21 protein-coding genes are annotated in these 20698 nt (G+C 73.0%); 9 read left to right on the top strand and 12 right to left on the bottom strand.

What is annotated here, in order from left to right:
- Positions 1 to 115 precede the first annotated feature (115 nt).
- Positions 116 to 1036, bottom strand: a complete 921-nt coding sequence (locus V6U81_RS09940) for a proline dehydrogenase family protein (RefSeq protein WP_334487039.1) — start codon at positions 1034 to 1036, stop codon at positions 116 to 118.
- Between the two features lie 130 nt (positions 1037 to 1166).
- Between V6U81_RS09940 and V6U81_RS09935 the strand changes: the two genes are divergently transcribed.
- From V6U81_RS09935 to V6U81_RS09925, 3 genes are read left to right on the top strand one after another with little or no spacing between them, the layout of a single operon-like run.
- A complete protein-coding gene (locus V6U81_RS09935; RefSeq protein WP_334487036.1) occupies positions 1167 to 1445 on the top strand; it encodes a hypothetical protein in 279 nt (92 codons plus the stop codon).
- A gap of 1 nt (position 1446) precedes the next feature.
- Complete coding sequence (locus tag V6U81_RS09930) at positions 1447 to 2613, top strand: glutathionylspermidine synthase family protein (protein WP_334487033.1); 1167 nt, start codon at positions 1447 to 1449, stop codon at positions 2611 to 2613.
- Between the two features lie 19 nt (positions 2614 to 2632).
- Positions 2633 to 3199 carry a CGNR zinc finger domain-containing protein gene (locus tag V6U81_RS09925; RefSeq protein ID WP_334487030.1) on the top strand — a complete coding sequence of 189 codons (567 nt, stop codon included), beginning with the start codon at positions 2633 to 2635 and terminating at the stop codon, positions 3197 to 3199.
- A gap of 143 nt (positions 3200 to 3342) precedes the next feature.
- Here V6U81_RS09925 and V6U81_RS09920 read toward each other — a convergent pair whose 3' ends face one another.
- Both V6U81_RS09920 and V6U81_RS09915 read right to left on the bottom strand, forming a co-directional pair.
- Positions 3343 to 4149, bottom strand: a complete 807-nt coding sequence (locus V6U81_RS09920) for a sugar phosphate isomerase/epimerase family protein (protein WP_334487028.1) — start codon at positions 4147 to 4149, stop codon at positions 3343 to 3345.
- A 76-nt stretch (positions 4150 to 4225) separates the two neighbouring features.
- Positions 4226 to 5170: a Ppx/GppA phosphatase family protein gene (locus V6U81_RS09915; protein WP_334487025.1), complete on the bottom strand. Its 945-nt coding sequence runs from the start codon at positions 5168 to 5170 to the stop codon at positions 4226 to 4228.
- A 73-nt stretch (positions 5171 to 5243) separates the two neighbouring features.
- Here V6U81_RS09915 and V6U81_RS09910 point away from each other — a divergent pair, with 73 nt between their 5' ends.
- On the top strand, positions 5244 to 6053 hold the full coding sequence (locus V6U81_RS09910) for a DUF3109 family protein (RefSeq protein ID WP_334487023.1): 810 nt from the start codon (positions 5244 to 5246) through the stop codon (positions 6051 to 6053).
- A gap of 12 nt (positions 6054 to 6065) precedes the next feature.
- Here the strand turns inward: V6U81_RS09910 and rraA are convergent, their stop codons facing one another.
- From rraA to V6U81_RS09880, 6 genes are read right to left on the bottom strand one after another with little or no spacing between them, the layout of a single operon-like run.
- A complete protein-coding gene (rraA, locus tag V6U81_RS09905; protein WP_334487020.1) occupies positions 6066 to 6551 on the bottom strand; it encodes a ribonuclease E activity regulator RraA in 486 nt (161 codons plus the stop codon).
- Between the two features lie 13 nt (positions 6552 to 6564).
- Positions 6565 to 7749 carry an MFS transporter gene (locus V6U81_RS09900; protein WP_334487017.1) on the bottom strand — a complete coding sequence of 395 codons (1185 nt, stop codon included), beginning with the start codon at positions 7747 to 7749 and terminating at the stop codon, positions 6565 to 6567.
- Positions 7750 to 8142, bottom strand: a complete 393-nt coding sequence (locus tag V6U81_RS09895) for a universal stress protein (protein WP_334487014.1) — start codon at positions 8140 to 8142, stop codon at positions 7750 to 7752. It abuts the gene before it with no gap.
- Positions 8139 to 9641 carry a tripartite tricarboxylate transporter permease gene (locus tag V6U81_RS09890; protein WP_334487011.1) on the bottom strand — a complete coding sequence of 501 codons (1503 nt, stop codon included), beginning with the start codon at positions 9639 to 9641 and terminating at the stop codon, positions 8139 to 8141. The genes V6U81_RS09895 and V6U81_RS09890 overlap by 4 nt, the downstream gene beginning before the upstream one ends.
- The gene (locus V6U81_RS09885; protein ID WP_334487009.1) at positions 9642 to 10343 is read right to left on the bottom strand and encodes a tripartite tricarboxylate transporter TctB family protein; all 702 of its coding nucleotides are present in this window, start codon (positions 10341 to 10343) and stop codon (positions 9642 to 9644) included. It abuts the gene before it with no gap.
- A gap of 5 nt (positions 10344 to 10348) precedes the next feature.
- Positions 10349 to 11359: a Bug family tripartite tricarboxylate transporter substrate binding protein gene (locus tag V6U81_RS09880; protein WP_334487007.1), complete on the bottom strand. Its 1011-nt coding sequence runs from the start codon at positions 11357 to 11359 to the stop codon at positions 10349 to 10351.
- A 99-nt stretch (positions 11360 to 11458) separates the two neighbouring features.
- On the opposite strand from V6U81_RS09880, the gene V6U81_RS09875 reads away from it, so the two are divergent.
- Both V6U81_RS09875 and V6U81_RS09870 read left to right on the top strand, forming a co-directional pair.
- Positions 11459 to 13117: a sensor histidine kinase gene (locus V6U81_RS09875; RefSeq protein WP_334487005.1), complete on the top strand. Its 1659-nt coding sequence runs from the start codon at positions 11459 to 11461 to the stop codon at positions 13115 to 13117.
- A complete protein-coding gene (locus V6U81_RS09870) occupies positions 13114 to 13788 on the top strand; it encodes a response regulator (RefSeq protein ID WP_334487002.1) in 675 nt (224 codons plus the stop codon). The genes V6U81_RS09875 and V6U81_RS09870 overlap by 4 nt, the downstream gene beginning before the upstream one ends.
- 4 nt (positions 13789 to 13792) lie before the next feature.
- Here V6U81_RS09870 and V6U81_RS09865 read toward each other — a convergent pair whose 3' ends face one another.
- Positions 13793 to 14476 (bottom strand): response regulator transcription factor, encoded by a 684-nt coding sequence (locus V6U81_RS09865; RefSeq protein WP_154941669.1) that lies wholly within the window; start codon positions 14474 to 14476, stop codon positions 13793 to 13795.
- 24 nt (positions 14477 to 14500) lie between these two features.
- Positions 14501 to 15772 (bottom strand): sensor histidine kinase, encoded by a 1272-nt coding sequence (locus tag V6U81_RS09860; protein WP_420884005.1) that lies wholly within the window; start codon positions 15770 to 15772, stop codon positions 14501 to 14503.
- Positions 15773 to 16008: 236 nt separating this feature from the next.
- Between V6U81_RS09860 and phoU the strand changes: the two genes are divergently transcribed.
- A complete protein-coding gene (phoU, locus tag V6U81_RS09855; protein WP_334486993.1) occupies positions 16009 to 16662 on the top strand; it encodes a phosphate signaling complex protein PhoU in 654 nt (217 codons plus the stop codon).
- A gap of 51 nt (positions 16663 to 16713) precedes the next feature.
- Here phoU and V6U81_RS09850 read toward each other — a convergent pair whose 3' ends face one another.
- Positions 16714 to 17481, bottom strand: a complete 768-nt coding sequence (locus tag V6U81_RS09850) for a phosphoglyceromutase (protein ID WP_334486990.1) — start codon at positions 17479 to 17481, stop codon at positions 16714 to 16716.
- A gap of 153 nt (positions 17482 to 17634) precedes the next feature.
- Between V6U81_RS09850 and V6U81_RS09845 the strand changes: the two genes are divergently transcribed.
- Together V6U81_RS09845 and V6U81_RS09840 are read left to right on the top strand one after the other, a co-directional pair.
- Positions 17635 to 18966, top strand: a complete 1332-nt coding sequence (locus tag V6U81_RS09845) for an MDR family MFS transporter (RefSeq protein WP_334486988.1) — start codon at positions 17635 to 17637, stop codon at positions 18964 to 18966.
- A gap of 155 nt (positions 18967 to 19121) precedes the next feature.
- A complete protein-coding gene (locus tag V6U81_RS09840) occupies positions 19122 to 20366 on the top strand; it encodes an MFS transporter (RefSeq protein ID WP_334487166.1) in 1245 nt (414 codons plus the stop codon).
- The last annotated feature ends 332 nt before the right edge of the window (positions 20367 to 20698 follow it).

Here is a 20698-nt window from a genome sequence, read left to right as displayed (position 1 = left end):
TAGCTTCGCTCGTCAAGCGCGAACCGGTCGTGAAACGGGAACGGGCCGGCGGGACACGAGGGTCTCCGCCGGCCCGTACCGGGACCGCTGGGGGGTTCAGACGCTGAGCCGGTGGCTACTTCTTCGAGACCAGCGCCCGGCCGAAGAACATCAGGTTCGCGGGGCGCTCGGCGAGCCGGCGCATCAGGTAGCCGTACCAGTCCTCGCCGTACGGCAGGTAGGTGCGCACCGTGTAGCCCTCGCCGACCAGCCGGGCCTGCTCCTCGGGACGGATGCCGTAGAGCATCTGGAACTCGAAGCGGTCCGGGCCCCGGTCGAACCAGCGGGCCCGGTCCTCGCCGATGGCGATCAGCCGCGGGTCGTGGGTGGCCAGCATCGGGTAGCCGTCGCCGGCCATCAGCGCGTTCAGGCAGCGCACGTACGACTTGTCCACCTCCCGGGCGGACTGGTACGCCACCGACTCCGGCTCCTTGTACGCGCCCTTGCAGAGCCGTACCCGGGATCCGACGCCGGACAGCTCCCGGCAGTCCGACTCGGTACGCCGCAGGTACGCCTGGAGCACCGCGCCGGTCGACGGGTAGTCCTTGCGCAGCTTCGCCAGCAGGTCCAGCGTCGAGTCGGTGGTGGTGTGGTCCTCCATGTCCAGGGTGACCGTGGTGCCCGCCTCATCGGCCGCCGCGCAGATCGCCCGGGCATTGTCGTAGGCGAGCTGCTCGTCGAACTTCTGGCCGAGTGCGGAGAGCTTCACGCTGACCTCGGCGGCCGGGGTAAGCCCCGCGCCGGAGAGCAGCTTCAGCAGCTTGAGGTATTCGTCCCGGGTGGCGTTGGCCTGCTCGGGGGTGACGGTGTCCTCGCCGAGGTTGTCGAGGGTGACCGCGAGGCCGTCGGCGACGAGTTCGCGGGTCGCGCGCAACGCGTCGTCGGTACCGGCGCCGGCGACGAACCGGCGGACGACGTCCCGGGTGAACGGGGCCGTCGCAACGAGCCGCTCGACCTGGGATGACCGGGAGGCGGCGAGGATGACGGAACGGAGCATGAGCCGAGCGTAACGCCCGTCGCCGGCCCCGCGCCGGGGGGCGGCCGGAGCGCCGGCCGGCAGGTCCCAACCGCATCACAGGCCGCACCCGGGGGTCACCACGCTGGCGTTCATCGGTTACAACGATGACGTGCAACCACACCCTCGCCGCCGGCTCCGGTCGGCCTCCGTGCAGCTCGGCGCGCTCACCGCCCTGGCGCTCGCCCTCTCCGGCTGCAACATGACGTCCGACGACGACGATGACGACTGCGCCCTCGGCCCGGCCGGCGGGGGCGGCGACACGGTCGCCCTGGCCATGCGGGTCCCGGCGGTCACCAGCGGCAGCCGCGCCGCCGAGCCCCGGCCGGTGGCCGGCGCGCTGCCCGAGCGGGGCGGCTTCGGCACCCACCTCGCCTCCTGCGGCGGCTGAGGTGCGGCGCGAGGCGGCCACCCCCCGGCCGGACTGGGACGCCACCATCCGGTCACAGGGCCTGGTGTACGTCGACACCGAGCTGCCCGACGGCGGGATCATGTCGTACTGGGACGAGACCGCGGCGTACGCCTTCGAGCTGGACGAGGTGCTCCGGCTGGAGGAGGCGACCGAGGAGCTGCACCGGATGTCGGTGGCCGCCGCCGCGCACGTGGTGGCCCGCGGCCGCTACGCCGAGTTCGGCATCCCGGCCTGGGCCGCTGAGGCGGTCGCCCGGTCGCTGCGCGAGGCGCCGCCCACCCTCTACGGCCGCTTCGATCTCGCCTACGACGGCAGCTGGCCGCCGAAGCTGCTGGAGTACAACGCGGACACCCCCACCGCGCTGGTCGAGGCGAGCATCATCCAGTGGTTCTGGCTGGAGCAGACCCGGCCCGAGGCCGACCAGTGGAACAGCCTGCACGAGCGGCTGGTCGGCGCCTGGGCCAAGATCGGCGCCGGGCTGCACGACCGCCGGGTGCACGTGGCCTGGTCGAACGAGGAGGAGTCGGGCGAGGACCAGATCACCGCCGGCTACCTGGCCGAGACCGCCCGGCAGGCCGGGCTGGACGTCACGCTGCTGCCGATCCAGCACGTCGGCTGGGACGGCCGGCGCTTCGTCGACGCCGACGACCGCCCGGTGACCACCTGCTTCAAGCTCTACCCCTGGGAGTGGATGCTGGCCGAGCCGTACGGGCCGCCGGCGCTGGACCCGGGCACCCCGACCACCTGGATCGAGCCGGCCTGGAAGTTGCTGCTGTCGAACAAGGCGCTGCTCGCGGTGCTCTGGGAGCTCTACCCGGGCCACGAGCTGCTGCTCCCGGCGTACCTGGACTCACCGCGCGGCATGTCGGAATACGTGGCCAAGCCGCTGCTCGGCCGGGAGGGCGGATCGGTGCGGATCGTCACCGGCGACACCGAGATCACCAATCCGGGCATCTACGGCGACGAGGGGTTCTGCTACCAGGAGTTCCGGGCGCTGCCCGAGTTCGCCGGCAACCGGACGGTGCTCGGCAGCTGGATCGTCGACGGCGAGTCGGCCGGCGTGGGGGTACGGGAGAGCGAGAGCCTGATCACCGACGGTTACGCGCGATTCGTGCCGCACTACATCGACGCGCCGCGCACCCCGTGAGTCGTCTACCGTTGGTGTCGTGAACTTCGACGCGTACGCCCGGACCGGCGTTGACCTCGTCAACTCCCGCCTGGACGACCTCGACGACCTGCGCGCCCTCTTCCCCGACGACAACGCGTGGATGCGCGACGAGGTCGCCGAACGGGACCTGGTCATCTTCCGGCGGGCGCAGAAGCGCCTCCGCGACGTGTTCGAGTACGGCACCTCCGGGCGGGACGGCCAGGCGGTCGCCGAGCTGAACGCCATGCTGGAGGCGTTCCCGGTCCAGCCGCGGATCTCCGGCCACGACTCCAGTGACTGGCACATGCACGTCACCAGCCGGGGCGCCTCGGTGAGCGCGGAATACCTGGCCGGCGCCGCCTGGGGGCTGTCGGTCTGGCTCTGCGAGTACGGCAGCGCCCGGTTCGGCGTCTGCGCCGACGAGCGGTGCGGCAACGTCTACCTGGACACCTCGTCCAACTGCTGCCGCCGGTTCTGCTCGGAGCGCTGCGCCACCCGCTCCCACGTCGCCGCCCACCGCGCCCGCAAGCGCGCCGCCATCGGCGAGCAACTCTCCACCCCCGCCGACTCCCTGACCCCAGCCTGACCCCCACCGGCGCCCGCGCGACCCGCGCCACCCCCGCCCGGACAGAGTTGATCAGGAAGTTTGCGCACGAATCGGGCCCGAATTTTCCGCAAACTCCTTGATCAACGGGGGCGGAGGGCTCGCTGGGGGGCCCGCGAAGGGGGTCAGGCGTCGACTGGGGAGGGAGCGGTCAGGTTGGCGCGGGCGAATTCCAGGGCCTCGCGGAGGTCGGCCTCGCGGACGGCGCGGCTCTTCGCGCCGCGGGTGGTCACCTCGACGGCCACCGAGCCGGTGAAGCCGCGCCCGGCCAGCGAACGGAGCAGCTCGGCGCAGGGCTGGCCGCCCCGCCCGGGCACCAGGTGCTCGTCGCGCCCCTCGCCGGTGCCGTCGCCCAGGTGCACGTGTGCCAGCCCGGCGCCCATCCGGTCCGCCATCGCCAGCGAGTCGGTGTGCGACGCCGCGCAGTGCGACAGGTCGAGGGTGTACGAGGCGTACCCCGTCTCGGTCGGGTCCCAGCCGGGCACGTACGGCACGAACTGCCGGCCGGCCATCCGCACCGGGTACATGTTCTCCACCGCGAAGCGGAGCCCGGTGAACCGCCCGGCGACCTCGTCCAGCCCTTCGGTGAAGTTCCGAGCGTAGTCGCGCTGCCAGGTGAACGGCGGGTGCACCACGACGGTCGGCGCTTCCAGGGTCTCGGCCAGCTCGCCCGCCTTGCGCAGCCGCTCCCACGGATCGGGGCTCCACACCCGCTGGGTGACCAGCAGACAGGGCGCGTGCACGGACAGCACCGGCACGCCGTAGTGCTCGGAGAGGCCGCGCAGCGCGCCGGCGTCCTGGCTGACGGCGTCGGTCCAGACCATCACCTCGACGCCGTCGTAGCCGAGCGCCGCGGCCAGCTGGAACGCCGCCGCGGTCCGCTCAGGGAAGACCGAGGAACTGGAGAGGAGCACCGGGACGCGGGAAGTCACGCCCCTCAGGGTAGCCGGGTTTCCCGCACCACTTCAGGACGAGCTTCCCCAAACCGCTCGGAACGGCCGGCGCGGATCACATCGGCTCCAGCTGATCCAGCCGCCGGAGGATGACGCCCTCCCGCAGCGCCCAGGGGCAGATGTCCAGCGACGGCACGCCGAGGCGGCGCATCACCGCCTCGGCCACCACCGCCCCGGCGAGCAGCTGGTGGGCGCGCCCCGCGCTGACCCCCTCCAGCTCCACGAGCTGGGCCGGCGGGATGTGCCGGATGAAGCCGATGACCTGCCGCAGCCCGGCCCGGCTGAGGCTGCGCCGGGCCCAGAGACCGGCGCTCGACGGCGCGGCGCCGGCCAGCCGGGCCAGCATCCGGAACGTCTTCGAGGTGGCGACCGGGCGCTCCCAGCCCACCCCGGTCAGCTTCTCCACCACCCGGTCGAGCTGCGCGTCGACGTACTCCCGCAGCTCCTCCACGGCATCGGCGGAGGGTGGGGCGGTGCCGGCCGGGTCGACCCGCAGCCGCTCCCGGCTCAGCCGGCCGGCACCCAGCGGCAGCGACTCGGCCACGTCCGGGTCTTCGTCGATGCCGGCGGCCAGCTCCAGCGAGCCGCCGCCGATGTCCATCACCAGCAGCCGTCCCGCCGACCAGCCGAACCATCGCCGCACCGCGAGGAACGTCATCCGCGCCTCGTCCGCGCCGGAGAGCACCTCCAGGCGTACGCCGGTCTCCTCGCGGACCCGGGCCAGCACCTCGGCCGCGTTGGTGGCGTCGCGCACCGCGGAGGTGGCGAAGGCGAGCAGGTCGTCGGCGGCCAGCCCGACCGCCGCCGCGCGGGCCATCCCGACCGCCTTGACCAGGCCGTCGGCGCCCGCCTCGGTCAGCGCGCCGTCTGGGCCGATCTGCTCGGCCAGCCGGAGCACCACCTTCTCGGAGTGCGCCGGCCAGGGGTGGGCGCCGTGGTGGGCGTCGACCACCAGCAGGTGCACCGTGTTGGAACCGACGTCGAGGACACCCAGTCGCATCCTTCGACCCTAGGGCCAACACGTTTGCGCGGCTCGCCGGCCCGCGACGGTCACTCCGCGTACGCTGGTCCGGGTGACGAGCGAGGTGGAACTGCGGGTGCTGGTCGACGACCCCGACGACCCGCGCAGCCGCGAGGTGGGGCTGGACTTCCCCCGCGAGTGGATCGAGTTCGCCGACCCGGCCGACGAGAAGCACCTGGTCCGCGCCGACCTGACCTGGCTGCTCTCCCGCTGGACCTGCGTCTTCGGCAAGGGCTGCCACGGCATCGTCGCCGGCCGGGCCGCCGACGGATGCTGCTCGCACGGGGCGTTCTTCACCGACTCGGACGACGAGAAGCGGGTCCGGGCGGCGGTCAGGCGGCTCACGCCGCAGACCTGGCAGCACTTCCGCCGCGGCTTCAAGAACTGGACCGAGAACGACACCATCGACGGCAAGAACCCGGCCCGGCGCACCGCCACCCAGGGCCCCGACGCGCCCTGCGTCTTCCTCAACGACGCCGACTTCGCCGGTGGCGGCGGCTGCGCGCTGCACGCCCAGGCGCTCCGGGACGGGGTGCACCCGCTGGAGTACAAGCCGGACGTCTGCTGGCAGCTGCCGATCCGCCGGGACCAGGAGTGGAGCAAGCGGCCGGACAACACCAAGGTGCTGGTCTCCACCCTGTCGGAGTTCGACCGGCGGGGCTGGGGCGCCGGCGGGCACGACCTCGACTGGTGGTGCACCTCCTCCACCGACGCGCACGTCGGCACCGACCCGATGTACGTCTCGTACGGCCCGGAGCTGACCGCGCTGATCGGCACCCCCGCGTACGCGAAGCTCGCCGAGCTCTGCGCGGCCCGGCTCCGCCAGGGCCAGATCGCCCCCCACCCGGCCAGCGGGGTCTGACCCCGCCCCGGGCTATCCCGCCCGGGTGCCGACCGGCAGGACGACCACGCCGTCCTCGTCGCTGTGCACCTCCGCCCCCGGCGCGAAGTCGCAGTTGCCGAAGGAGACCGGCACGTCCCGCTCTCCGGCGCCGGTCTTGCCGCTCTTGCGCGGGTTGACGCCGAGCGCCTTGATGCCGATCGGCAGCCCGGCCAGGGCGGTGACGTCCCGGACCGCGCCGTTGATCACCACGCCGGCCCAGCCGTTGCCGGCCGCGGTCCCGGCGATCAGGTCGCCCATCAGCGCGGTGTGCACCGACCCGCCGCCGTCGACGACCAGCACCCGTCCCTCGCCCGGTTCGGCGACGATCGACTTGACCAGGGCGTTGTCCTCGAAGCAGCGGACCGTGACGGCCGGCCCGGCGAAGGCACGGACGGCACCGAACTGACGCAGCTGGGTGTCGCAGGAGCCCAGCTCGTCGCCGTACCGGTCGTAGAGGTCGGCGGTGGGGGTCGGCATGGTGGTCCCTCTCTCAGTCGGATGGTGTCTGGTGCAGGCCGGTCGCGGCGACGGCCGCGCCGGCCAGTCCGGCGGCGGTGCAGGCGAGCACGCCGGCCGCCCCGGCGCCGGCGGCGAGCACGCCGGCCGCGCTCGGGATCACCACCTGGCCGAGCCGGTTGCCGGTGAGCCGCAGCGACATCGCCCGGCCGCGCAGCCCCGGCGGGGCCGTCTCGGCCAGGAACGACATGGTCAACGGTTGGCCGGCGCCCAGGCCCCACCCGGCGACCGTGACCACCACGGCCATCGCCCAGAGCGGCAGGGGCGGCAGCAGCAGCCCGAGGCCGGCCGCGGAGAGCGCGACGGTGCCGATCAGCACCGCCCGGCGGCCGACGGCGGCGACCAGCCGGCCGAGCAGCAGCCGCGAGGCCATCGAGGCGACCGCCCGCAGACCCAGCAGGAGGCCGACCGAGCCGGCCGCGATGCCCCGCTCCGCACCGAGTGCGGGCAGGTAGACCAGGGTGATGTCGACCGCCGCGAGGACGACGCAGCTGACCGCGAGGGCGCGGACCAGTCCGGGTTGGCGGAGCAGGCCGGCCACTCCCCCGGCGGTCGAGCCGGCGGGCTGCCGGTGGTGGGGCGACGGGCGGAGGAAGGCGGCGGCAGCCAGCAGCGGCACGGTGAGCGCGGCGGCACCGAGGAAGATCGCGCCGGTGTCCGGGATCGTGCGGTCGCCGCCGAAGACCACGATCAGCCCGGGGCCCAGCGCCTGGCCGAGCGAGGCGGCGAAGGTGTAGTAGCCGAACGCCGTGTCGTAGCGGTCCGCCGGGGTGCGGTTGGCCACCAGGGCCTGCTGGCCGACCACCGCGCAGAGGTGACCGGTGCCGAGCACCATGCTGGCGACGACCAGCCCGACGACCGAGTCGGCGAGCAGCAGGAAGCAGCCGGCGGCCACGGTGAGCAGGGCCGAGCCGGCCAGCACGATCCGGCGCTCGCCGAACCGGTCGACGGCGTGACCGGAGGGCACCGCGAGCACCAGCGGAACCACGGCGAAGCTCGCCCCGAGCACGCCCAGCCAGGCCGCCGGCACGTCCAGGTCGAGCGCCCGGTAGGTCGACGCGGGGCGGAGCATGAAGGTGACCGCCTGCACCACGACGGTGTGCGTGAGTAGCAGACCGACCTGGGCCCGCCCGGGGATCCCCGAGTCCCCGGGCGGCACTCAGTCGGCCTTCACCGCGAGCACCGGGCAGGGCACCCGGAGCAGGATCTCCTGCGCGGTCGATCCCATGATCAGCTTGCCCACCGGGGTACGGTGCCGAATCCCGATCACCACCAGGGACACGTTCTCCGCCTCGACGATCTCGACGATCTCCTCGGCCGCGTCCCTGCCCCGGACGAGCTGCCGGACGGTGTGCGGCACCCCGTCGGCGGTCAGCTCGCGGACCACCCGTTCCAGGTCGCCCTCCTGGGCCAGCCGCGGGTCGACGTACGCGTCGCCGCGTGAGGTGTTCACCACCAGCACCGGCTCGTCGCGGAACCGGGCCTGCTCCACCGCGGCGCGCAGCGCCGCCTCGCCCAGCGGCGAGGGCACGTACCCCACCAGGATCGTCATCCCGTCACCAACCTTCCGCGCAGCGGACGGACCACGAACCGGCCGATCAGCGGCCAGAGCAGCACCACGGCGACCGTGGCGTAGATCAGCCAGGACACCCAGCCGCCGATCAGGCCGTGCAGCTCGCCGCCGGAGAGCTGCAACGCCCGGCGGCCCTGCAGCTCGGCGAGCGGGCCGAGGATGACCCCGACGATCAGCGGGAGGATCGGCAGCCCGAAGCGGCGCATACCGAAGCCGAGCAGGCCGAGGACGAGGAGCAGGAACAGGTCGAACGGCTGGGCGTTGACGGCGTACGCGCCCATCGAGGCGAAGAAGAGGATGCCGGCGTAGAGGTACGGGCGCGGGATCCGCAGCAGCCGGGCCCAGGCCGGCGCGAGCGGCAGGTTGAGCACCAGCAGCAGCAGATTGCCCACGAAGAGGCTGGCGATCAGCGTCCAGACCAGCGCGGACTCCCGCTCGAAGAGCAACGGGCCGGGCTGGATGCCGTACTGCCGGAAGGCGGCCAGCATCACCGCGGCGGTGGCGTTGGTGGGCAGGCCGATCGCCAGCAGCGGCACCAGCGTGCCGGCGGCCGAGGCGTTGTTGGCGGCCTCCGGCCCGGCGACACCCTCGATGGCGCCCCGGCCGAACTCCTCCGGATGCTTGGACAGCCTCTTCTCGGTGACGTACGACAGGAAGGTCGGGATCTCCGCCCCGCCGGCCGGCACGGCGCCGAACGGGAACCCGAACGCGGTGCCGCGCAGCCAGGGCTTCCAGGACCGCTTCCAGTCCTCCCGGCCCAGCCACGGCTGGCCGACCGGAATCACCTCACCGGACTTGCGGCGCAGGTGCGCGGCGATCCAGAGCGCCTCGCCCACGGCGAAGATGCCGACCGCCACCACGACCACGTCGATGCCGTCGGCGAGCTGGGGAATGCCCAGGGTGAGCCGCTGCTGGCCGGTCTGGTCGATGCCCACCACGCCGATGGTCAGGCCGAGCAGCAGCGCGGCGAAGCCGCGGACCCGGGACGCACCGAGCACCGCCGTGACCGCCACGAACGCCAGCAGCATCACCGCGAAGTAGTCCGGCGCGCCGAGGCTGACCGCGAACGACACCATCGGCGAGATGACCAGCACCAGCAGCACGGTGGCGATGGTGCCGGCGACGAAGGAGCCGATCGCCGCCGTGGCCAGCGCCTGCGCGGCCCGGCCCGCCTTGGCCATCTTGTTGCCCTCGATCGCGGTCACCACCGAGGACGACTCGCCGGGAGTGTTGAGCAGGATCGAGGTGGTCGAGCCGCCGTACATGCCGCCGTAGAAGATGCCGGCGAACATGATGAACGCCTGGGTGGGCTCCATCCCGTAGGTGACCGGCAGCAGCAGCGCCACCGTCATCGCCGGGCCGATGCCGGGCAGCACCCCGACGGCGGTGCCGATGGTCACGCCGAGCAGCGCGATCAGCAGGTTCATCGGGGTCAGCACATTGGCGAACCCGTCGAGCAGGTTGGCGAAGTTGTCCATCTACAGGATCCCTTGCAGCACGCCGGCGGGCAGGTTGACACCGAGCCCGATGGCGAAGGTGTAGAACGTGATCAGCGAGAGCGCGACGGCGATCAGCAGGTTCCGGACGTAGTGGCGGTTGCCGAGCGCGTAGGCCGAGCCCCAGAAGAGCAACGTCCCGCTGATCACCCAGCCGAGCCGGTCGATCAGGACCGCGTTGACCAGGAAAGCGCCGATCAGCAGCAGCACGGTGCGCCAGTCGATCGGGCTGCTCAGGTCGACGTCCTCGCCGGCCTCCGGCTCACCGGCGCCGCCCCGCGCCACGTCGACGGCGTAGATCGCCGCGACGATGAGCAGCAGCACGCCGAGCAGGATCGGCACCGGCTTCGGGCCGATCGGGTCGGCGCTGTTGACCGCGTGCCCGATCCGGCTGGCGTCGGCGATGACCAGCCCGCCGACCAGGACGAGAAACGCGCAGACCCCGTACTGGGCGCGGTCCGGCCGACGTGCCGGGTCCGCGTCGGCCGGGGTGGCCGGGCCCGTCCCGGCCGCCGGCGGTGCGGGCACTGCGGGAGTACGCTCCGCGCCCGCCGCCGTCGGGTCGCCGACCGGGGTGGTCTCCTCCGGGCCGGCCGGCTGGGCCGGCACCGGGGTCACGCCCGACCCGGTGCCGGTCGCCGACCGGGGCGGCGGGTCGCCGCCCCGGTCCGGTCGGGTGGTCATGCCGCTCATGCCAACCCGAGCTGCTTGAGCACGTCGGCCACTGCCTTGTCCTGCTCGGTGAGGAAGGTGCCGAACTCGTCGCCGGTGATGAAGGCGTCGGTCCAGCCGCGCTTGGTCAGCTCGGCCTTCCACTCGTCCGACTCGTGCATCTTCGTCAGCGCGTCGATCCAGACCTTCTTGTCGGCGTCGCTGATGCCGGGCGGCGCGACGATGCCCCGCCAGTTGGTGAAGACCAGGTCGATGCCGGCGGACTTGAGCGTCGGCACGTCCTTGAGCGCGTCGATCGGCGCCTCGCTGGTCACCGCGAGGACCCGGATCTGGCCGGCCTCGACCTGGTCGAGGAACTCGCCGAAGCCGCTGGCGCCGAAGGCCACCTTGCCGCCGAGCACGGCCGGCAGCAGCTCGCCGCCGCCGTCGTACGAGACGAAGTTGACCTGGCGCGGGTCGATGCCGACGGTCTTGGCGAGCTGCATCGGCAGCAGGTGGTCGGGGCCGCCCGGCGAGGAGCCGCCACCGACCGCGAACCCCTTCGGGTTGGCCTTCCAGGCGGTGACCAGGTCCTGGATCGTCTTGTACGGGGAGTCCTTCGGCACCACGATGGCGCCGGCCTCCTCGATCAGCTTCGCCAGCGGGGTGGTCTGGGTCAGCGTCGCCTTGGACTTGGAGGTGTACGAGGCACCGACCACGCCCAGCCCCATCTGCATGGCGAGCTTGCCGTTGCCCTTCTCGTTGACGGTGCGCTGGAGGCCGACCGTGCCGCCCGCGCCGGGCAGGTTGAAGACCTGCACCCCGGTGGCGATCTTGGCGTCCTCCATCACCTTGGCCGCGGTGCGGGCGGTGGTGTCGTAGCCGCCGCCGGGGGTGTTCGGCACCATCAGCCGCAGCCCGGTGGCCGGCTTGCCGTCCCCGCCGCCGGACGAGCCCTCGTTCTTCTCCGCGGTGGCGCCGCACGCGCCCAGTGCCAGCGCCGTGGCGGCGGCGACGCCCACGACCAGCAGGTTCCTGCGAGTTGCCATTATGTTTCTCTTCCGTTTCGAAGGAGTCCGGCGGCAAGATGATGGCCCGCGGGCGGACTCCGCGTCTGCCTTCTGTCACCAGCGGAAATTGAGGTCTTTGTGGTCGCGGTCACGCCCCGCCGTACTCTCGCCGGGCAGTTGCTCGTCCTCCAGCTCGCGATCATCGTGGTCGTGCTGGTGGCCGTCGCCGCGGTCTCCCTCGCCCAGTCGGCCGCCACCTTCAACCGGGTCGAGGGTCGCCGGGTGGCCGCCCTCGGCGAGCAGCTCGCCGTGAACCCGCTGCTGCGCGACCGGCTCGACGAGCCGGCGCCGGCGGAGCTGGTCGCCCCGCTGGTGCAGACCGCGCTGACCCAGTCCGGGGTGACCTCGGTCACGGTCGCGGACGCCCGGGGCCGGGTGGTCAGCTCCACCGACCCGACCCTGGTCGGCGGCCCGCTCCGGCTCGGGAAGCCGGAGGTGGCCGGAGGCCAGAGCTGGTTCGGCGAGCTGGCGGTCGGCGACTCGCGCGAGCTGGTGGCCCAGGTACCGGTGATCGGCAGCGACCCGCTGAAGAAGAACATCGGCAAGCACCTCGGGGTGGTGATGATCGGCGAGGCCGCGCCGACCTGGTCGGAACGGCTGGTCGGCGCCTCGTCCTACCTCTTCACCTACCTCGGCATCGCCAGCCTGCTCGGCGTGGCCGGGTCGTGGCTGCTGGCCCGGCGGATCAAGCGGCAGACCCTGGGCCTGGAGCCGCGGGAGATCGCCGGCCTGGCCGAGCACCGGGAGGCGCTGCTGCACGGCATCGCCGAGGGGGTGATCGCCCTGGACCCGCAGCAACGGATCACCCTGGTGAACGCGGTCGGCCGCCGGCTGCTCGACCTGCCCGAGCACTGCCTCGGCCGCAGCCTCGCCGACCTGGGGATCTCCGGTCGGCTGCGGGACGTGCTGGCCGGTGCCGACGGCGGCCCGGAGGCCCGCGACGAGGTGGTGGTCCGGGGCGGTCGGGTGCTGGTGATGAACCGGATGACGGTCGCCAAGGACGGCCGCCGGCTCGGCTCGGTGACCACCCTGCGGGACCGCACCGAGCTGGCCCGGCTGGAGCAGGAGATCGGCTCGTTCCGCAGCACCACCGAGCTGCTCCGGGCGCAGACCCACGAGTTCGCCAACCAGCTGCACACCATCTCCGGGCTGATCCAGATCGGCGAGCACGACGAGGTGGTCCGCTACGTCGACGCGCTCAGCCGACACCGGGCGTCGCTGGACCTCACCGTGACCAGCCGGATCCACGACACGGCGGTGGCGGCGCTGCTGATGGCGAAGTCCGCGCTGGCCGCGGAGCGCCGGGTGGAGCTGCGGATCTCCGAGCGGACCGGCCTGGACCGGCTCGCGCCGGAGGTCGCGGCGGACGTGGCGACGGTGCTGGGCAACCTGGTCGACAACGCGGTGGAGGCGGTGGCCGCCGGCCGCGAGGGCGCGACCGGAGGTGACCCGGAGCCCCCCGCCTGGGTGGAGGTGGAGCTGCGCCGGGACGCCTCGTCGGTGGAGATCGTGGTCCGCGACTGCGGTCCGGGAATCGCACCGGAACTGGCCAAGGAGGTCTTCACCCACGGCTTCACCACCAAGGCGGCCCGGGGCGGCGAGCGGGGCATCGGGTTGGCGCTGACCCGGCTGGTCTGTCACCGTCGCGGCGGCGAGGTGGCGGTGACGAACACCGAGGAGGGCGCGATGTTCACAGCCCGGATGTCGGTGGCCGGCACCCTGGAGGGGGTCCGGTGATCGACGTACTGGTGGTCGACGACGACTTCATGGTGGCCCGGATCCACCGTGGGTTCGTGGAGCGGATCGACGGTTTCCGGGTGGTCGGCACGGCCAGCACCGGCGAGCAGGCCATCGCCGCGGTCGACGAGCTCCGCCCCGACCTGGTGCTGCTCGACCTCTACCTGCCGGACATGTTCGGCCTGGACGTGGTGGCCCGGCTGCGGGCCGCCCGACACGACTGCGACGTGCTGGTGATCAGCGCGGCCCGGGAAGCGGAGGCGGTCCGTCGCGCGGTCCGCTACGGCGCGGTCAACTACCTGCTCAAGCCGTTCGGCTTCGACGAGCTGCGCACCCGGCTGGAGCAGTACGCCGCCCGCCGCAACGCGCCGCGCACGACCACGGTGGCCGACCAGGCCGACGTGGACCGGGTGCTGTCCCGCAGCGCGGCGCACATCGCCACCTCGGCGCTGCCCCGTGGGCTCAGCGCGGAGACCGCCGAGCTGGTGGAACGCGCCCTGCGGGAGCAGAGCGGGACGCTCTCGGCGGCCGAGTGCGCCAACCGGGTCGGCATCTCCCGGGTCAGCGCCCGCCGCTACCTGGAGCACTTCGCCGACAGCGGGCGCGCCGAGGTCGCCCTCCGGTACGGCTCGGCGGGCCGCCCGGAGCGCCGGTACAGCTGGGTGGGCTGACGGCCTACGGCTCGAACTTGTACCCGAGGCCACGCACCGTGACGATGAACCGGGGCGCGGACGGCTCCGGCTCGACCTTGGAGCGCAGCCGCTTGACGTGCACGTCCAGCGTCTTGGTGTCACCGACGTAGTCGGCGCCCCAGACCCGGTCGATCAACTGGCCCCGGGTGAGCACCCGGCCGGCGTTGCGCAACAGCAGTTCGAGCAGCTCGAACTCCTTGAGCGGGAGCTGCACGGCGGCGCCGTCGACGGTCACCACGTGCCGCTCGATGTCCATCCGGACCGGGCCGGCGGCGAGGGTCGGGGCGCCCGACTCGGTGACCTCGGGGCTCTGCCGGCGCAGCACCGCGCGGATCCGGGCCACCAGCTCCCGGGGCGAGTACGGCTTGGTGACGTAGTCGTCGGCCCCGATCTCCAGGCCGACCACCTTGTCGATCTCGCTGTCCCGGGCGGTGACCATGATGATCGGGACGTGCGACCGCTGCCGCAGCTGCCGGCAGACCTCCGTCCCGGACATCTCCGGGAGCATCAGGTCGAGCAGCACGATGTCCGCGCCGGTCCGGTCGAACTCGGTGAGGGCGGAGGGGCCCGTCGCGGCGACGGACACCTCGAAACCCTCCTTGCGGAGCATGTAGGACAAGGCGTCGGAGAACGACTCCTCGTCCTCGACCACCAGAACGCGGCTCAAGGGGTGTTTCCTTTCCTTACGCGGTCAGACCTGCCGGAGCTCGGCCGGGCCGGCCTCGATACCAGCGGACGGCAGTATCGTCTCCAGGTCGTCCGGGGGGCGGGCGGGTAGCCGGAGGGTGAACGTCGAGCCCCCGCCCAGAGTGCTCGACACCTCCACCCGTCCGCCATGGTTGCTGGCGATGTGTTTGACGATAGCCAGGCCGAGGCCGGTGCCACCGGTGGCGCGGGAGCGGGCCTGGTCGGCCCGGTAGAACCGTTCGAAGATCCGGTCGACGTCGGTGGGGGCGATCCCGATGCCCTGGTCGGCGACAGAGATCTCCACGTGCTCGTCGTCGGCCCGGGTGGCGACCCGGACGGTGGTGCCCTCCCCGGAGTAGTTGACGGCGTTCTCCACCAGGTTGGCCACGGCCGTGGCGAGCTGGCTGTCGCTGCCGTAGACCGTCAGCCCCTTCTGCCCCTCGGTGACCACCTGGATCCGCTGGGCGGCGGCGGTCGTCCGGGTCCGATCCAGCACCTCGGCGATCACCCAGTCCACCGCGACCGGCTCGGGGGCCGGCTGCGGCTCGGCGCCCTGGAGCCGGGTCAGCTCCAGCAGCTCCTGCACCAGCCGCCCCAACCGGGTCGACTCGTGCTGGATCCGCTCGGCGAAGCGGCGGGCGGCGACCAGGTCCTCGGAGAGGTCGGGTGCGCCCTCGCCGGCCGGCTCGGTGGCGTCCAGCAGGGCCTCGGCGAGCAGTTGCAGCGCGCCGATCGGGGTCTTCAGCTCGTGGCTGACGTTGGCCACGAAGTCGCGGCGGACCCGGGCCAGCCGGTGCGACTCGGTGACGTCGGCCGCCTCGACGGAGATGAACCCGGCGCCGAGCCCCATCGCCCGCAGGTGCACGCCGAGCGGGTTCTCCCCGGCGTTGTCGCGACCGCGGGGCAGGTCCAGCTCGATCTCGCGGCGTACCCCCGTGCGCCGGACCTGGCCGGCGAGGGTACGGATGAGCGGGTGCGCGGCGATCGAGCCCGGGGTGGCGCCGGTGCGGAGCAGACCCATCGCGCGGGCGGCCGGGTTGACCAGGACCGGCACGTCGTCCGGGTCCAGGACCACCACGCCGGCGCGCAGCGAGTCGATCGTCTTGCGGCCGAGCCCGGGGGGCCCGCCCTGCTGGTCGTCGGGAATCGCGAGCCTCCCCATGCTCGTGCGGGAGCCGTCGCTGCCCGGGGACGCCCTCCGGCGCCACCGCGATCCGGCGAACCGGGACAGCAGCAGGCCGGTGACCAGGCCGGTCACCAGCGCCACGGCCACCACGATCGCCACCGCCCACTCCACCCGGCGATCGTAGGGTCATTGTTAACCTGGCGACCGCACAGAACGGGACGAACCACTCTCACTTACGGCAATGTTCACTTCCGGGCCCCGCGTCGTTCACCCGGGTTCACCCCCGGTCCGCACCGCTGCGCCTACGGTTGGTCGCGCACCTGCCCAGACGTGCCCTCGGGACCGGCCCTCCGGCCCCCGATGGCCACCGACCCCAGGAAGTGACGATGCGCGACGAGTTCCGGGCCGACCTGCAGATTGTCAGCCAGCTGCTGGTGGACATGGCGGAGGGGGTGCGCGCCGCGATGCGCCAGGCCACCCGCGGCCTGCTCACCGCCGACCGTGAGGCGTCCGAGGCCGTGATCGCGCGGGACGCCGAGATCGACGACCTCTACCGGCACGTCGAGGAGCGGGTCTGCGACCTGCTGGCCCGCCAGGCGCCGGTCGCCTCCGACCTGCGCGCGATGATCACCGCGCTGCACGTCGCCGCCGATCTGGAGCGGATGGGCGACCTGGCCGACCACGTGGCGAAGACGGCGTTGCGCCGGCACCCGTCCCCGGCCGTGCCGGCCGAGCTGCGGCCGGTCTTCACCGACATGGCGGCGATCGCCGACCGGATGGCCGAGAAGATCGCCCAGGTGCTGGCGAAGCCCGACGCCGACCTCGCCGCCGAGCTCGACCGCGACGACGACACCATGGACGACCTGCACAAGAGCCTCTTCGGGGTGCTCCTCGGCGAGGACTGGCCGTACGGGGTGGAGACCGCGATCGACGCCACCCTGCTCGGCCGCTTCTACGAGCGGTTCGCCGACCACGCGGTGAACGCCGGCGAGCACGTCGTCTACCTGATCACCGGGCAGACGACGGCCTCGCCGAACTGAGCCGGGCACGACGAAGGCCCCGGGGATCCCGGGGCCTTCGTGCGTGCTGGGTCAGCGGCCCTGGTTGGCCACCGCGGCGGCGGCGGCCTTGGCGGCGTCCGGGTCGAGGTACGTCCCGCCGAGGATCTGCGGGCGCAGCTGCGGGTCGAGGTCGTAGCGCAGCGGGATCCCGGTGGGGATGTTCAGCTTGGCGATCGCCTCGTCGGAGATCTGGTCGAGGTGCTTGACCAGCGCACGCAGCGAGTTGCCGTGCGCGGCCACCAGCACCGTCCGGCCGGCCAGGATGTCCGGCACGATCGAGTCGTACCAGTAGGGCAGCATCCGCTCGACGACGTCCTTGAGGCACTCGGTGCGCGGCATCAGCTCGGTCGGCAGCAGCGCGTAGCGCGCGTCACCGACCTGCGAGAACTCGTCGTCGTCGGCGATCGGCGGCGGCGGGGTGTCGTACGACCGGCGCCAGAGCATGAACTGCTCCTCGCCGTACTCCTCCAGGGTCTGCTTCTTGTTCTTGCCCTGCAGGGCGCCGTAGTGCCGCTCGTTGAGCCGCCACGATCGGCGCACCGCGATCCAGTGCCGGTCGGCGGCGTTCAGCGCCAGCTCGGCGGTGCGGATCGCCCGGCGCATCACGCTGGTGTGCACCACGTCGGGCAGCAGGCTGTGCTCGCGCATCAGCTCGCCGCCGCGGCGCGCCTCCGCCTCCCCCTTGGCGGTCAGGTCGACGTCGACCCAGCCGGTGAAGAGGTTCTTCGCGTTCCAGTCGCTCTCGCCGTGCCGCAACAGGACCAGCGTCCCGACGGTGGGCCCCTCGCTCGCAGTCATACGGATCATCCTGCCGCACGGCGCCGGAGGACACGCGGGCAGTGGTCGTGACGACCACCACGTGGAAAAACCGATGACCCGCGCTCCGGGCCGGCACTAGGTTGTAAGGCGCTTGGACCGAAAGCGGTCATTACAGGGAGCGGGGGCGCCGGAGTGCGGACAATGCGGGGTTGGTTCCGGGACACCACGGGCGGGCTGCCGAGGACCTTCTGGTACCTCTGGACCGGCACCCTGATCAACCGGCTCGGCTCGTTCGTCCTGGTCTTCCTCGCCATCTACCTGACCCGGGAGCGCGGCTTCTCCGCCTCCCAGGCGGGCCTGGTGCTCGGCCTCTGGGGCGTCGGCGGCGCGGTCGGCACCACGATCGGCGGCACCCTCGCCGACCGCTGGGGCCGCCGGCCCACCCTGCTCACCGCGCACCTCGGCGCGGCCACCATGATGCTGGCGCTCGGCTTCGCCCGGGAACTGCCGACGGTGGCCGCGGGCGCGTTGCTGCTGGGCCTGTTCGCCGAGGCGGCGCGGCCCGCGTTCGGCGCGATGATGATCGACGTGGTGCCGGAGAAGGACCGGCTGCGCGCCTTCTCGCTGAACTACTGGGCGATCAACCTGGGCTTCGCCTGCGCCGCGGTGCTCGCCGGGTTCGCCGCCCAGGCCGGCTACCTGCTGCTCTTCGTGGTCGACGCGGCCACCACGGTGATCACCGCGCTGATCATCTTCACCCGGGTCCGGGAGACCCGGGTGGCCGCCGCGCCCACCGCCCAGCAGGGCGCCGGGGCCCCGCGCGGCGCGCTGCGGACCATCCTCACCGACCGGGTCTACCTGGGCTTCGTGGTGCTCAACCTGTTCGGCGCGCTGGTCTTCCTCCAGCACATCTCGATGCTGCCGATCGCAATGGGCGACTCCGGGCTGAGTCCGGCCACCTACGGCTCGGTGATCGCGCTCAACGGCGTGCTGATCGTGGTCGGCCAGCTCTTCGTTCCCCGGCTGATCCGGGGCCGGAGCCGGTCGCACGTGCTGGCGCTGGCGTCGGTCGTGATGGGCGTCGGCTTCGGCCTGACCGCGTTCGCCGACGCCGCCTGGTTCTACGGCCTCACCGTGCTGATCTGGACGCTCGGCGAGATGCTCAACTCGCCCTCCAACTCCACCCTGATCGCCGAGCTCTCCCCCGCCGCGCTGCGCGGCCGCTACCAGGGTGTCTTCTCGCTCTCCTGGCAGGTCGCCGCCGCGGTCGGCCCGGTCCTCGGCGGCCTGGTCCGCGAGCAGCGCGGCAATGCCACGCTCTGGCTGGCCTGCGCCGCGATCGGCGGCCTGATGGCGGTGGCCCACCTGGTCTCCGGACCGGCGCGGGAGCGGCGGGCCGCCCAGCTCCGGGTGCCCCGCCAGCCGGTCACACCGGCCGCCGTCGTCCAGCCCCCGGCGCCCGCGGTGGCCGAGGCGGCGGCGACCGCGCCGGCCGAGCCCGTCCCGGCCCGCACCCCCGCCTGAGTACGCGGACCGCCCGCCCCCGGCCCCCTCACGGAGAGCCGCCCGGGTGCTGGAGCCGGGCCGGTGAGCATGAACACGCTGGCGCGACGGCGCCCCGCTCCCTACGGTCGGGAAGAAGCAGTTAACAAACCTTCCTGGAGGGGCGGGTACGGGTGGTGCGGCGCTGGTGGCGGGAGACGGCCGGCGGTCTTCCCGCCACCTTCTGGTACCTCTGGGCCGGACTCCTGGTCAACCGGGCCGGCGCGTTCGCCGTGCTCTTCCTGTCGCTCTACCTCACCGCCGAACGCGGCGCCTCCGAGGCGCTCGCCGGCGCGGTGGTCGGGGCGTACGGGGCGGGCGGGGCGGTCGGGGTGCTGCTCGGCGGGGTGCTGGCGGACCGTTGGGGACGGCGCGCCACCCTGCTCGCGGCACACCTGAGCGCGGCCGCGCTGATGGTCGCGCTGGCCCTCAGCCGAGACCTCGCGCTGGTCGCCGTGCTCGCCGCGCTGGTCGGGGTGGCGCACTCGATGCCGAGTCCGGCCTTCGTCGCGGCGATCGTCGACGTAGTGCCCGCGCCGCGTCGGTCCCGGGCGTTCAACCTTCAGTTCTGGGCGTTCAACCTGGGCATGGCGGTAGCCTCGCTGCTGGCCGGCCTGCTGGCCGAGGCGAGCTTCGTCGCGCTCTTCCTGGTCGACGCCGCCGCCACGCTCACCGCCGCCGCCCTGATCGCCGTCAAGGTTCCGGAGACCCTGCCCGCGCGTCGGGCCGCGCCCGTGCCGGCACGGCGACCGGCCGGGCTCGCCACGGCACTGACCGACCGGACCTTCCTGGTCTTCGTCGGGCTCACCTTCGTGCTGGCCGTGCTCACCATGCAGACCTCGACGATCATGCCGCTGGCGATGCGGGCGGACGGTCTCGGTCCGTCCGCGTACGGGGTGGTGGTGGCGCTGGGCGGGGCGCTGATCGTGCTGGGCCAGCTCTTCGTACCCCGGTTGATCGACCGGCACCGCAAGGACCGGGTGCTGGCGGCCTCCACCGGTCTGCTCGCGGTGGGCCTCGGTGCGCTGGCCCTCGCCGACCAGCTCTGGGTCTACCTGGCCGCCGCGGTGGTCTGGACGGCCGGCTCGATGCTGGCCGCGCCGCCGAACGCGCAGATCAACGCCGACCTGGCCCCGCCCGACCTGCGGGCCCGCTACCAGTCCGTCTTCTACCTGACCTTCCCCGCGGCGTCCTTCGTCGCGCCGACGCTCGGCGGGGTGAGCCTGCAGCACCTGGGCAGCGGGCACTGGCTGGTCGTCTGCGGCCTCGGGTTGTTCGCCGCGGTCGGTCACCTGCTGGCCGGACCACCCCGTGAACGTTGGGTGGCCGCCCTGCGCGCGGCCGAGCGAAAGCGGGAACCGGAACCCGCGCCGGCGGGCTGAGCGGCCACGGCTGAGACCGGCCACCGGGCCAGGCGGGACGCCGGAGAAACGGCGAAGCGCCCACCCCGACCGTGGTCGTGGTGGGCGCTCGCACCGCTTGCCCGGCGGCGGCGGGCGACCCTCACCCCCGTAAGCGTCGCCCGCTCGCGCCGCCGGTTCCACGGGTGGCACCGTCCCCCAACGGCGTGTTCCACCCGTTTCGTGCGCCTCGCTCGGTGCACGGATCTGATCGATCCGCCGCTCCCCCGAACGTTTCCGAGCGTGGCGCAGTGCAATAAAGTTAGTTCGCCCGGATTCCGGATTCAACCCGGATCCTCTGTCTCGCCGGTCAC

This window comes from Micromonospora lacuserhaii (genome assembly GCF_036902735.1).
In the GTDB taxonomy this organism is placed as follows: domain Bacteria; phylum Actinomycetota; class Actinomycetes; order Mycobacteriales; family Micromonosporaceae; genus Micromonospora.
This window is presented reverse-complemented; position numbering and strand designations above follow the sequence as displayed.

Bases quoted from the DNA above. Each gene is read 5' to 3' on its own strand.
- rraA (WP_334487020.1), bottom strand. From the start codon at position 6,551: ATGCCGACCCCCACCGCCGACCTCTACGACCGGTACGGCGACGAGCTG.
- V6U81_RS09890 (WP_334487011.1), bottom strand. From the start codon at position 9,641: ATGGACAACTTCGCCAACCTGCTCGACGGGTTCGCCAATGTGCTGACC.
- V6U81_RS09885 (WP_334487009.1), bottom strand. From the start codon at position 10,343: ATGACCACCCGACCGGACCGGGGCGGCGACCCGCCGCCCCGGTCGGCG.
- V6U81_RS09895 (WP_334487014.1), bottom strand. From the start codon at position 8,142: ATGACGATCCTGGTGGGGTACGTGCCCTCGCCGCTGGGCGAGGCGGCG.
- phoU (WP_334486993.1), top strand. From the start codon at position 16,009: ATGCGCGACGAGTTCCGGGCCGACCTGCAGATTGTCAGCCAGCTGCTG.
- V6U81_RS09850 (WP_334486990.1), bottom strand. From the start codon at position 17,481: ATGACTGCGAGCGAGGGGCCCACCGTCGGGACGCTGGTCCTGTTGCGG.
- V6U81_RS09940 (WP_334487039.1), bottom strand. From the start codon at position 1,036: ATGCTCCGTTCCGTCATCCTCGCCGCCTCCCGGTCATCCCAGGTCGAG.
- V6U81_RS09880 (WP_334487007.1), bottom strand. From the start codon at position 11,359: ATGGCAACTCGCAGGAACCTGCTGGTCGTGGGCGTCGCCGCCGCCACG.
- V6U81_RS09915 (WP_334487025.1), bottom strand. From the start codon at position 5,170: ATGCGACTGGGTGTCCTCGACGTCGGTTCCAACACGGTGCACCTGCTG.